Annotated in this window: 10 protein-coding genes; 5 read left to right on the plus strand and 5 right to left on the minus strand. The window is 43.0% G+C overall.

The genetic code is table 11. From position 1 onward, the window contains the following. Positions 1-141: 141 nt before the first annotated feature. The 4 genes from ubiG (at position 142) to I3257_RS06315 (ending at position 3,131) form a co-directional block, all read left to right on the plus strand. Entirely contained in the window at positions 142-981 is an 840-nt protein-coding gene (gene ubiG / locus I3257_RS06300; protein WP_238049150.1) for a bifunctional 2-polyprenyl-6-hydroxyphenol methylase/3-demethylubiquinol 3-O-methyltransferase UbiG, read from the plus strand. 75 nt (positions 982-1,056) lie between these two features. Continuing rightward, positions 1,057-1,767, plus strand: a complete 711-nt coding sequence (locus I3257_RS06305; RefSeq protein WP_201539437.1) for an HAD-IA family hydrolase — start codon at positions 1,057-1,059, stop codon at positions 1,765-1,767. 99 nt (positions 1,768-1,866) lie between these two features. Next, positions 1,867-2,703 carry a YciK family oxidoreductase gene (locus I3257_RS06310; RefSeq protein ID WP_055123640.1) on the plus strand — a complete coding sequence of 279 codons (837 nt, stop codon included), beginning with the start codon at positions 1,867-1,869 and terminating at the stop codon, positions 2,701-2,703. A 161-nt stretch (positions 2,704-2,864) separates the two neighbouring features. Further along, the gene (locus I3257_RS06315) at positions 2,865-3,131 is read left to right on the plus strand and encodes a DksA/TraR family C4-type zinc finger protein (RefSeq protein ID WP_045443167.1); all 267 of its coding nucleotides are present in this window, start codon (positions 2,865-2,867) and stop codon (positions 3,129-3,131) included. Between the two features lie 62 nt (positions 3,132-3,193). On the opposite strand, the gene I3257_RS06320 is transcribed toward I3257_RS06315, so the two are convergent. Together I3257_RS06320 and ompR are read right to left on the minus strand one after the other, a co-directional pair. Next, the gene (locus I3257_RS06320; RefSeq protein WP_193216954.1) at positions 3,194-4,447 is read right to left on the minus strand and encodes a GTP-binding protein; all 1,254 of its coding nucleotides are present in this window, start codon (positions 4,445-4,447) and stop codon (positions 3,194-3,196) included. Positions 4,448-4,569: 122 nt separating this feature from the next. Then, positions 4,570-5,328: a two-component system response regulator OmpR gene (gene ompR / locus I3257_RS06325; RefSeq protein WP_055123637.1), complete on the minus strand. Its 759-nt coding sequence runs from the start codon at positions 5,326-5,328 to the stop codon at positions 4,570-4,572. A 510-nt stretch (positions 5,329-5,838) separates the two neighbouring features. Here ompR and I3257_RS06330 point away from each other — a divergent pair. Continuing rightward, positions 5,839-8,388, plus strand: a complete 2,550-nt coding sequence (locus tag I3257_RS06330) for a Tex family protein (protein WP_238049151.1) — start codon at positions 5,839-5,841, stop codon at positions 8,386-8,388. A gap of 175 nt (positions 8,389-8,563) precedes the next feature. Here I3257_RS06330 and I3257_RS06335 read toward each other — a convergent pair whose 3' ends face one another. From I3257_RS06335 to I3257_RS06345, 3 genes are all read right to left on the minus strand, one after another. Then, positions 8,564-8,959 carry a hypothetical protein gene (locus I3257_RS06335; RefSeq protein WP_238034389.1) on the minus strand — a complete coding sequence of 132 codons (396 nt, stop codon included), beginning with the start codon at positions 8,957-8,959 and terminating at the stop codon, positions 8,564-8,566. A gap of 454 nt (positions 8,960-9,413) precedes the next feature. After that, complete coding sequence (locus I3257_RS06340) at positions 9,414-10,253, minus strand: hypothetical protein (RefSeq protein ID WP_238034390.1); 840 nt, start codon at positions 10,251-10,253, stop codon at positions 9,414-9,416. Between the two features lie 474 nt (positions 10,254-10,727). Beyond that, positions 10,728-12,014, minus strand: coding sequence for a saccharopine dehydrogenase NADP-binding domain-containing protein (locus I3257_RS06345; protein ID WP_238049152.1), 1,287 nt, complete (start codon positions 12,012-12,014; stop codon positions 10,728-10,730). Positions 12,015-12,514 lie beyond the last annotated feature (500 nt).

Genomic DNA, 12,514 nt, shown 5'->3' on the forward strand with positions numbered 1-12,514 from the left:
GAAAATATGAACGTTTGCTAAAAGTATTCACAATCGCTGACGATGTACTCACGACAAAGCTGCCGCTCTCATGCTAATATTAGGTACATAATTGTGCACTGTATATGATTACAACGATAATGACAATAAAGGAAAAATGCAATGAGCTCAGCTCCATCTTCCTCGCCTTCTTTGAATGAGCAAGCAAACAGCAGTCTTGATGATACAACGCCTACCGCCATTAATGTAGATCCTAGCGAAGTCGACAAATTTAATAAGTTGGCAAGCGAATGGTGGAGCAAGACGGGTGCATTTGCGACTTTGCATGAAATAAATCCACTGCGTTTAAATTGGATAGAAGAAAGCGTCAAGCGCAGTTATCAAAATGACAGTGCTGATACGGACATTCATAAAACGGCTGAAACAGGCTTGGCTGGAAAAAAAGTGCTCGATGTCGGCTGTGGCGGTGGTATATTGTCAGAGTCTATGGCACGTCGCGGTGCGGATGTGACAGGGATTGATTTGGGTACCGAAAATCTAAAAGCGGCAGCGCTGCATGCAAAGCAAAGCGCTTTACATGAGACGTTGCGCTATCAGCATATCCCAGTAGAAGAATTGGCCAAAACTCATGCAGGTCAGTTCGATGTGGTGACTTGCATGGAGATGCTCGAGCATGTGCCTGATCCCAGCTCGATTGTACAGGCGTGTTTTGAGTTATTGGCACCAGGCGGTGTTTGCGTGCTATCGACGATCAATCGAAACCCTAAATCATATCTATTTGCCATCGTTGGGGCAGAGTATGTATTGCGCTTGCTCGATCGCGGCACTCATGACTATGCCAAATTCATTACGCCAGCTGAGCTAGACAAAATGGCAATTGACGCTGGATTTACACGTCAAGATATTATTGGCTTGCATTATAATCCGCTGACCAAGCGCTACTGGCTGGCTCAAAATGTCGATGTCAATTACATGATGGCAGTACATAAGCCATTTGCTTAAGCTGAATGCCGTATTTGGTTGTTTTCATGCCATACTATTTCACTCAACACCTTATTTATATTAAGAGCATTCACTATGAGCCAATTTGTAAAAGCGGTTTTATTTGATCTCGATGGGACATTAATCGATACGGCTGCTGATTTTGTCCGTATTATCGGTAAAATGAGCCGCCAAAATGATTGGCAAGCACCGCCTGAAACAGAAATCCGCGAGCAAGTTTCTGCTGGTGCCTCAGCGATGGTACAGTTGATGCTACGTCATAACGATCAAATTGAGGTTAGCGAAGAAGCTTTGCAGGAGTTTCGCCAACAGTTTTTAGATGATTATGAAGCTGAGATATGCGTCGATAGTTGTGTGTTCGCTGAATTAGAAGACGTGTTGACTGCTCTTGAAGAAAAAGGGGTGCCATGGGGTATTGTGACCAACAAGCCGCGTTATTTGGCAGAGAAGTTACTAGAAAAGATGCAGTTAGACGGGCGCTGTTCTGCTTTGGTTTGTCCTGATGATGTGTCTCGCTCAAAACCTGACCCAGAGCCTATGTATGCGGCGTTAGAGAAGCTTGGTATCCCTCGCGGCGCCGCTGAAAGCGTGATTTATGTTGGCGACCATATCCGTGATATCGAAGCTGGTAATGCGGCTGGCATGCCGACGATTCTAGCTGCTTATGGTTATATTCCGCCTGAAGATCAAAAAAACCTAAAGAAATGGGGTGCAGATTATATTACTGATACGCCTGAGCAATTAAATAAACTGTTGCTCTCTTCTGGTAAATTTGACTATTTATAAATAAAATTATAAATCGAGTCCGCCACACTCTATGTTTTTAAAGAAACATGATAAATATTTAGCATCCCAACTATTAAACGATAAGCAGTGAGCAATGCCATGAGTGACAATATTAACCAGTCAGCTAGTCAGCAAGACCACCAGAAAACCGTTCAAAGTCTAACTCAACCGTTAACTCATAATGATATTCGCAACTTTGTACCATCTGACAATTGTTTAGACGGTAAGACTATTTTGGTCACGGGGGCAGGTGACGGTATCGGCCGCGTTGCCGCGCTGACTTATGCTCGTTATGGAGCGACAGTCCTGTTATTGGGACGTACCAGCAGCAAGCTTGAATATGTTTATGATGAGATTGAAAGTCTTGGCGGCAAACAGCCTGCCATGCTACCGATGAATCTAGAAGGAGCAACTTATGCTGAGATGCAGCAGTTAGAGGGGTTGATTAATAAAGAAGTCGGTCAGCTCGATGGTATCTTGCACAATGCGGGCATGCTTGGGCAGCTAACCCCACTTGAGATGTATGACGTCGATACTTTTGCACAAGTTATGAAGGTGAACTTTACCTCGACGTTTATGCTCACCCAAGCACTGCTACCACTACTTAAAGATGCTGAGAATGGTTCTATTGTTTTCACCTCTAGCACGGTCGGTACACATCCTCGCGCGTTCTGGGGTGCTTATGCGCTGTCCAAGCAAGCCGTAGAAGGTATGAGTGATATCTTTACCCAAGAGACGCAGAATACGACTAATTTACGTTTTAACTGTGTCAATCCTGGTGGCACTCGTACCAATATGCGCGCCCATGCTTATCCAGGAGAGAGTCCTATGAGCTTAAAAACGCCTGAAGATATCATGGCAGGCTATGTTTGTCTGATGAGTGATGCCAGTATCGGGGTACGCGGGCAAGTGGTCGAGCTACAGCCAAAAGATTAGTCATGTGATTTTTTGCTAGGAAATGTCATTACTTAGCGCATTTATTCGCATACTTTCAGATTGAGGCATGCTCTAGTAGGTTGCAATTAATTATAAACAACCCCATCTATTTGTTATTAAAGCGATTTGTAATATCTGATTATCGTAAATAGGATAGAATTATGGCAGGTGGTTGGTCAAGAGATGGTGCTGAGCATGAGCAAATGGATGCAACGGTAAATGATGCATTAGAGCGGGCAAGACGTGCGTTGCCAACTGGCATCAGTGCCGAGATGTGTGATGAATGCGGCAAGCCTATTCCAGAAGCACGGCGGTTAGCAGTGCCTGGTATTCAGCATTGCGTCAGCTGTCAGACAGAACTTGAACAAGAGGCGAGAGCCGCTGAGTTGTTCAACCGGCGCGGTAGCAAAGACAGTCAATTACGTTAAAAAAGAAAAAGGGCAGACATTGCTATATCGAACAGCAATGTCCGCCCTTTTTTTGTCTATTACTATATAACCAGTGCCATTAGTTCACGGTCGCAGGTATCCCAATCGATAGAAGGTAGCGTCTCTATAGAAGATAAAAATGCTGTCCTATCTTTTTCTTCTGAGCGGTCGCTTTCTACCGCTGTATCGTTGTCGTTATTAGTATTTGCATCCAACTGTAATATAATCTCTAGCCGACTATCAACTTGTGCGCTGACCGTACTAGTGGTTAAGCTGTCAGGGGTAAAATTGATTTGTAGCCAGCCATCAGACGTATGAACCACACCTTTGATACGTTGCCAGTTCGGTAGTGTTAATAACCAACTCTGTAACTCATCCGCTTTTAATATGTAGTGCGCTGGCAGTCTCCAACCCGCCAACTGTAACTCTTGCTGTTTTTCATGATAACGATAAGGTAGCTCAATATCTGTGCTGGTCTGCGAATCATCTTTGTTTGTAAAAGCGTCGGATGACAAGGTGGTCGATATCGATAGGGCATTACTCTGCGGTTGCAAGCTAGTAGTCGATTTTTGAGGGTGAACAATATTGACTGTACGTTGTTTCGAGATAACCTGACTGGGCTTGGTTAGCTGAGTTTTCAACTCTGACACGCTTGATTCTGATAAAAGAATATTGGATGAGTCGTTTGTATCATGAGATATCTGCTCAGATGCTGCCCAAATAATTTTTACCTGTGCATTGAGCTTGGCTATCCATTGTTGCAGTGCTTGCTTTTCGCTATCGCTCAATTGAGCATAACGATTAATGACTAACACATCGGCATCACGGACATGCGCTTGAAAACCGTCATGATGACGATATTTATCTTGTTGCCATTGCACGCCACTCAGTACCGTTATTACTGCCTGCATATTGAGCGCTGTTTGCCAATGCGGTGCACTGAGCTGCATGATAAGCTCACGTGGATGAGCAAGCCCTGTAGGTTCGATGAGCAACCGCTGTGGATGATGCTCACTAAGTAGCCGACTGATGGCAATTTGTAATGGCAGCTGACTGGTACAACAAATACAGCCACCACTGACTTCGCGTATCGCAATATTATCTTGCTCAGGCTTACTATCTTGCGCGCTTGCCAGCAGCGCACCATCAATACCGATACGACCAAACTCATTGATTAGTAATGCCCAGCGCTCATCGGCAGGTTTGATAGCAAGCAGCTGATTAATCACTGTGGTCTTGCCAGCACCCAAAAACCCTGTCACCAAGGTGCAGGGTATGTTTTGAAAAATAATAGGTTTTTTCACAGAGACACTCATCATATAGGCCGTATTTGTGAGTAATCAAACACGGCCTATATTAAATGGAAATGATATTAGCGTGTGTCCTCAATTCAATCGATAATCGGAATTTTCGAAATGAGGACACACATAGTCAAAAGTTACTCACTTTTAACGGTTTCTACTTCAGCTTCGTCAGGAACGAATACGTAGCCTACACCCCAAACGGTTTGGATGTAACGCGCTTGTGAAGGGTTGTCTTCAATCAAACGACGCAAACGTGATACCTGTACGTCGATAGAACGCTCCATCGCACCCCATTCACGACCACGCGCAAGGTTCATTAGTTTGTCACGGGTTAATGGCTCACGTGGATGCTGTACCAGTGCTTTTAGCACCGAAAATTCACCTGTCGTTAAAGTGACAACATTGCCGTCACGTTTAAGCGTACGTGTCGATAAATCAAGCGTCCACGGTCCAAACTCAACCACTTCAAGCTGATGGCTTGGTGCGCCAGGCAGCTCGCGATTTTGACGACGTAATACCGCTTTAATACGAGCCAATAGCTCTTTGGGGTTAAAGGGTTTTGGCAGATAATCATCTGCACCCGCTTCTAGACCAGCGATACGATCGGCATCACCACCTTTGGCTGTTAGCATAATGATAGGAATGTCACCATTATCTTCGCGTAGACGTTTACAGATACTGATGCCGTCTTCGCCTGGTAGCATCAAATCGAGTACCACCAACGAGAAAAGCTCACGCTGCAACAGCTTATCCATTTGACTACCATCATGAGCGGTACGAACGACAAAACCGTCGTCTTCTAGAAAGCGCTGTAATAAAGAGCGCAAGCGTGCATCGTCATCAACGACTAAAATTCGCTGAGTTAAGGTATCAGGGCTGTTATTTTCAGACATACAGGCATCCTCTTATAAAAATTATTATTAGTAGAAATTATCGTTAACAGTCAAGGCTAAAGGTTATATAGTCAAAATGATATAAAGAAAATACGGTGTCAGGTTCGTTGAGTCTACTATTTATAGTATTTTAACGTGCTGTCCTCATCGCTAAATTATCTTGAATCGACTATACAAAAAAACCTGAGCAAAAAAACTGTCTTTATTCAATGAGTGGTCAAAAGTAAAGGTCCGTCTCAATCCATCATAAATTTGAATACTATTGTTCAATGCGTCAGCGCGTACCAATATTTGCGCCTTCGATACTTTAGTGTATAAGATTGCACCACTAATTGCATCACCCATCAGGACAAATGCTGTATGCGTTTGTTTAACAAAGCGACAGAACCTATGATATGAGACGATTTTCGTCATAAAACTAGCGATAAATAACGAAAAGATAAAAAGGATTTTTATTCATGCAGCTTTTGCTATAATGCAAAACTACATTTCTCAACGATTGATACGTCTATGAGTAGCACTGATACCTTAACGCCATCTCAAACCTCGACAAATGCACAGGTTTTGGATGCAACCACACACGCGAATATTCACGACAAGCTTGCTCGCGCGCTTGGCATTAAGACTGCTCAAGTCAATGCGTTTGTCAAACTTTACGATGAAGGCGCGACCGTTCCATTTATTGCCCGTTACCGTAAAGAAAAGACGCAGAATCTTGACGATGCGCAATTGCGCGCTTTAGAGAAGTCACTCAATTATGAGCGCGATATGGCTACCCGTCGCCTCAAGATTACTGAGCTGCTCAGCACTCAGGGCAATTTGACTGACGAGCTACAGACGCGTATCGATAATGCGACGTCGAAACTTGAGCTTGAAGACATCTACTTGCCATACCGCCCGCGTCGCCGCTCTCCTGCCGCCAAGGCACGTGCTGCTGGTCTTGATGTGGCAGCGCAAGCCGTCTTGACGCAAGCCGTCACGCCAACTGACGCATTAGCAGACTATCAAGTTCAATCGAGCATTACCGATGATAGTGGTAATGAGATCGAAGTTGATTTTAGCGATATCACCAAGCAACTTGCTGGTATACAGGCCATCATCGTTGATGAATGGACGCAGGCTTTGGCTTTGCTAGACAACTTGCGCAGTGGCTTTGCCAAGACGGCCAGTATCGTATCTGCCGTTGCTAGTGAAGAAAAACGCGAAGTCGGCGAGAAATTCAAAGATTACTTCGAGCATAGTGAAAGCCTTGCGCGTCTGCCGAATCATCGTTTATTAGCGATGCTACGTGGTCGTCAAGAAAACGTCTTGGGTCTAAAAATCGAAGGTGAAGACGCGCCATTTATCGAAAAAATTATTAAGCATTTTGATGTTGATACTAAAGCGCCAGCCGAGCGTCAAGCATTTTTGACAGAAGCGGCGACGAGTTTGTGGAAAGACAAATGGCGTCCGCATATTGAACACCGTTTATTGACGGAAAAACGTCTGACTGCTGAAGCGGATGCGATTGACGTATTTGCCAATAATTTGCAGCACTTATTAATGTCAGCGCCTGCCGGTCGCAAAGTAATTTTAGGCGTTGATCCTGGCATTCGTCATGGCGTAAAAATGGCCATCGTCGATGCTCAAGGTCACGTCATGTTAGACAGCGAAGACAAGCCTGTCGTCGCAACCGTTTATCCATTTGCCCCTGATAATAAGATGGATGAAGCCAAAAAAGTCATCGATGAATTATTGAGTACTTACCACGTTGATTTGGTGGCTATCGGTAATGGTACGGCGAGCCGCGAAACAGATGCGATGATTAAAGAAATTTTGGCTGCCAACTCTGAATTACAAGCCAAATCAGTTATCGTCAATGAGTCAGGTGCGTCTGTTTATTCAGCCAGTGAGCTTGCCACTGACGAGCTTGGTAACTTAGACGTTTCGGTACGCGGTGCGGTTTCTATCGCCCGTCGCTTACAAGATCCATTGTCAGAATTGGTCAAGGTTGATCCAAAAGCGATTGGCGTTGGTCAATATCAGCATGATGTCAACCAAACGCAATTGGCAGATAGTCTTGATAAAGTCACGCAAGATAGCGTAAATGCGGTTGGCGTTGATGTGAATACTGCAAGCCCAGCTATCTTGGCGCATATCGCTGGTTTGAATAAAAACGTCGCGCAGCAAATCGTGACCTATCGTAAAGAGCATGGTGCTTTTGAAAGTCGTGAATCATTGAAAAACGTTCCACGCTTAGGCGCTAAGACCTTTGAACAAGCAGCAGGCTTCTTGCGTATCCATGGTGGTAGTAATCCCCTTGATGCCACTGGTGTGCATCCAGAAAGCTATGCGCTGGTCGATAGCTTATTGGCACAAACTGGTAAAGCATTGCCAGAAGTCATCGGTAATGACGGCATATTAAATACGATAGATACCACTGCACTGGCTGCTAATGATGACAATATTAGTGTAACTGCTATCATCGAGGAGCTAGCCAAACCAGCACGCGACCCACGTCCTGAATTTAAGACTGCTAACTTCCGTGAAGACGTTAACAGTATTAAAGACTTGAGCGAGGGCATGCAGCTTGAAGGCGTGGTGACCAATGTGACAGCCTTTGGTTGCTTCGTTGATGTTGGCGTTCATCAGGATGGTTTGGTACATATCTCACAAATGGCCAATGACTTTGTCGCTGACCCGATGAACCGCGTCAAGCCTGGCGATATTGTTTCGGTACGTGTCATCTCTATCGATGAAAAACGTGGTCGTATTGGCTTTAGTATGAAGCCAGAATCTGAAAAGCCTGCGCGCCCAGCAGCGAAATCGGCTGAAAGTACTGGTAATGATGAGAAAGTCAGTCGTCCACGTAGCGATCATGCAAATAGCAAACGCCCAAACAGTAGCCGTCCAGCGACTGATAAGCGCCCGTCGAAATCTCGCGGTAATCGTCAGGATAAAGACAATGCTAATAACGATCGTAGCAAAGCGCCAAGGGCTGATAAAGCAGAAGCACCTAGCAAAATGGGTACGTTTGGGGCGCTGTTACAGGAAGCTGGCGTGACTAAAACCAAAAAATAGTTAATGTTAATAGTGATAAAAAAGGCAGCCATTAGGCTGCCTTTTTTATGGAATGTATCTAAAAATAGAAATTGTTAATGAACACTAATAACTACTCAAAACTTAACTCGCTGAATAACCTCTTCTGCGTGATTTCAGTTAACAGCGGGGTTCATATCGTACTTTATTTCGTATTCTATAATTCTTCTGTGGCTTCTTCAGCTTCTTGTAATTTTTCTTGTGTATCTAACGAGTCTTCTTCTTGCATCGCTTCTTCAGAATCTTGAATCAGCTCTTGCTCGGCATCCATTGCTTCTTGCTCAGCTTGAAGCTCAGTAGTCATCGGCTGTTGATTAGCACTGTTGTTAACGCTTGCTCTTGAGATAATTTGTGTCTCACTAATCTGAAATGGGCTAGACTGATTGTCTACTGAAGCATTATTTGTATTGTCACCTTCCATCTCAAGTGTGGTGGCGGTAGCCGCTGCTTGCACATCTACTGCCGCAGTATCAGCAGGTGCTGCCATAGCCAAACTTGGGATAGTGAGCGCAGCGCCGATCAGTAGCGATAAAGATAGAGTATTTTTTTTCATTAATCAATTCCTTAATTTACAATCTTATAATGTCAGTTTAAAAAATTTCAAACTTGACGCTTATGTTGCTAACTGCTGTATACAGCAGTTGCATATCACACATTCATTTAGTAATTCAAATCTATATATTTAATATATCTAACATTTAATTGATAGACAAAATAAAATCATGATAACCATTAAGAGACTATCATGATGGATTTGGATAAAGAGCTTTATAAGCTGACCTAAATCAGTGATAAAAATCTAAAGGGGAGAATACCAACTAAACAAGCGTTAGTTCAGTAGTCCATAGATTAAAATTCTAACAGACGGATGTTAGCAGGTGACTTTGTGCAACTACTGTATGGTTATTGTCAGATAGGAAAATAGTATTATTTGCTACTTTCCTATCTCTAATTCTTATAACAATGATGTCTCAACGAATCTTGTTCGTTTATATTTCATTAGAGTCTTATTCAATAACAATATACTTGCCAGTATTTGGATCAACGACGCGTTGTTGAGTGCTGCTACTAGGAACACGAATGACTGGGAAGGTTTGATTGATTTCAGTATTGTCGATGACATCCGCATCTGCTTCTTCACCAACGATTACAGTACGGTTAGCCTCGTCTTCGATAGCAATGGCTGTACCTGACGCTGTGTTTACTCGCTTGATTTGATCTTTCGGTACGATGATGACTTCTTTGACACTATATTTAGTAGGGCGGATAACACGTGTGGTTTCAACGATGACAGGCTCTACACGGCGATCTTCGATAATCGCGAGTTGTGCTTCTGGTGCTTCAGCTTCTTTTGTTTCGCTCATAATAGGCGTTGGAAACTTGGCACCGAAGTGGTTATCGCACTGCTGCATGCTTAAACGTACTGGATTGCCAGCCTTATCCATATAGACGTTGACAGGCATATCAGCGGCGATAGGGACGTATTTCCCAACCAATGCACCCGAAACACCATAGCGACCATTTGACTGCCCAACCCCTAAATCACAAGCACCTGCTGAGTAATCACTGGCTGTTAAGTTGTTTGCATTGACCACTGTCTGAGGAATCATTACTTCAGACAAGCGCATTTTTTTGACAGTCGCTTCACCTGCTTGGCGCTTTGGGTTTTGATAAGTATAAGGGGTATAAAATTTGGCCGAACCGTCTTTGACAGCGGTGACACACTCCTCATAACTGTCATAGCCAACATTGCCGTGGCTATCGGTAGTCATAGCAGCATTAGCAGAGCTTGCAAACATAGCAAGACCAGATGTCATCACAGCAGCGGTCAATATATTCATTTTCATTGTCATGTCCTTTTAATTAGATGAGGGGCTATTGATTTATTCCAAGTTTATGATAAATCAGTAAAACTTAATTTTTATTAATATGATTTTTATTGCATTAGAAAATTACTCTGACGCGTTTAAAGTCCAAATGAAATGTTAATGAGCCAATTATTCCTCTCAAAGCTGCTATGCAATATGGATTAAAAAATATGGGGTAAAAAATCGCCTAACTTTTTTTATCCTACGTCATTCACTGCAATATGGCTGTGACATTACTCTAGAAATGTGTAGCTTAATGTATTAAAAAGGCAAGAAGTGCCAATATCGTTTACCAAAGAATCACGTTATTATTATTTATTAACAATCGCTCAAAAAATTGCAATCTGAATAATGAGAAAAAATAGGCAATAAAAAACCGGATCTCATTGCTAAGATACGGTCATTAGTGCGCTATGAAAAATCAGCGTGTTTTGATTTTATAAATGGGTGCTTTTAAGAATCGACAACTTCAAAACTAAGACCTGCATGCTCTTCTAAACGCGCTAGCAGATGATTACCCATGGCAGAGGCTGGCGTCCAAAAACCGCCACCAACTTCTTCTTTGCTGATATCTTGTGCTAAACATAATGCTGATTGCGCTAGCATACGCGAAGTACTGCCATAACCTGGATCTTTGTCACCCGTTACTTTCGTATTGATTGTGTCTTTATTAGCCGTTGCCCCAAAGAGGCGAATGTCAAAGTAGCCGTTTGCTTGCTCTTCTGCAGACGGACCAGAACCTGACTTGGGTAGCACGTGCTTAGCTAATAATTCACGGCTCGGTTTGACCATCATAGCAGTAGCAAATCCAAACAAGCCTGCGCTCATTGCATAGCTTGATAATTGACCTTTCACACCATCTTGCATCCACATTGCTTCGTCATATTTAAAGTCACGACCATATTCATAGCCAAGCAATTGGTTGGTGCGATGCACGATACGGGTATTGATACTGGCCATGACAAAAGGCGCAAGCCAGCGTTTGTGCTCACTATCGTATTCTGGCTTACTGACATTAGCTTGGCGCACGTTTGGCGCATCTTTATCATCGTTGAGTAGATAAGGATTTGCTACTTGCTTACGACGTGACTTATCCTTTCCAACTTCTTCAAAAATAGTCGCCATCGAGGCAATGGTACCACCCGATAGACCGCCTTTCGCCGCTTTGACCCGCATATGAATCACATCGCAGGCGCTGCCAAATTTCTCTTCTGCTTGGATTTGGGTAAAGTAGACGCCCAAATCTGATGGAATCGAATCAAAGCCACACGAGTTGACAATACGAGCGCCGCTTTGCTTTGCCGCGTCCTGATACTTGTCCATCATGTCTTTGATGAATATGGCTTCACCGGTGAGGTCGACATAATCTGTCCCATGAGTGGTACAAGATTTGATCAGCGGCTCACCGTATTTAAGATAAGGACCGACGGTTGAAATGATGACTTGGGTTTGTTTGGTCATCTCATCAAGGCTATCCGCATCGTCACTATTAGCAAGAATAATATCGACAGTGCTGCCAAGTTTAGATTGCAATTCGTTCAGTTTTGCTTCATCACGCCCAGCAATCGCCCACGTGACATCGGCGCCATCTTTGTCTTTAGTATTAGATAAAAACTCTGTTAAATAGTGTGCTGTGATTTGACCAACAAAGCTGGTTGCACCATATAAGACGACCGCGTAAGGACGATTTTCATCGTTGTTCTGTCGTGGATTGTTTGCAGTATCCGTATTGGTATCCATATTTATTATCCTTAATAGATGTTTTGATGAGTCGTGTGACGTTTAAAATTTGTTGCCATTTAACAGTCAGAGTTTGAGGTCTGATTTTTTGATAGCAATCAGGCAGATATATTAAAGTATTTTTGACCAGTAAAAATGACTTGTAAGTTACTGTTTATAGCAGATTATATGATGGAAATGTTGACGGCTAAGTAATAACTAACCATCTATACACATAACTCCCATAAAGAGATGAAAAAAAGGTTCGATGTTAAGATTTGCTACAAAGGTTACATAACCTACCGATATCATTACCAAAATGAACGTTTTCTAAAGATAAATATTGCTAATCTATGGTCGTAAGCAGTAATAATGGTGAAAAACTAATAAGTATTAAAAAAACAAAAAGGAACCTTAGAGAGAGCAAGGCAGTCATTAATAATAGTAATTATTTCTTATTAATAATTAGACCTCTTGCAAAAGTCATAAACCAAGCTCGAAATTAACAACACCGGCGAATA

It is taken from the genome of Psychrobacter sp. Ps7 (assembly GCF_022129225.1).
In the GTDB taxonomy this organism is placed as follows: Bacteria; Pseudomonadota; Gammaproteobacteria; order Pseudomonadales; family Moraxellaceae; genus Psychrobacter; species Psychrobacter immobilis_A.

Coding starts and splice junctions, on each gene's coding strand:
- I3257_RS06310 (WP_055123640.1), top strand. CDS start 1,867: ATGAGTGACAATATTAACCAGTCAGCTAGTCAGCAAGACCACCAGAAA.
- I3257_RS06340 (WP_238034390.1), bottom strand. CDS start 10,253: ATGAAAATGAATATATTGACCGCTGCTGTGATGACATCTGGTCTTGCT.
- I3257_RS06330 (WP_238049151.1), top strand. CDS start 5,839: ATGAGTAGCACTGATACCTTAACGCCATCTCAAACCTCGACAAATGCA.
- I3257_RS06320 (WP_193216954.1), bottom strand. CDS start 4,447: ATGAGTGTCTCTGTGAAAAAACCTATTATTTTTCAAAACATACCCTGC.
- ompR (WP_055123637.1), bottom strand. CDS start 5,328: ATGTCTGAAAATAACAGCCCTGATACCTTAACTCAGCGAATTTTAGTC.
- I3257_RS06305 (WP_201539437.1), top strand. CDS start 1,057: ATGAGCCAATTTGTAAAAGCGGTTTTATTTGATCTCGATGGGACATTA.
- I3257_RS06335 (WP_238034389.1), bottom strand. CDS start 8,959: ATGAAAAAAAATACTCTATCTTTATCGCTACTGATCGGCGCTGCGCTC.
- I3257_RS06345 (WP_238049152.1), bottom strand. CDS start 12,014: ATGGATACCAATACGGATACTGCAAACAATCCACGACAGAACAACGAT.
- I3257_RS06315 (WP_045443167.1), top strand. CDS start 2,865: ATGGCAGGTGGTTGGTCAAGAGATGGTGCTGAGCATGAGCAAATGGAT.
- ubiG (WP_238049150.1), top strand. CDS start 142: ATGAGCTCAGCTCCATCTTCCTCGCCTTCTTTGAATGAGCAAGCAAAC.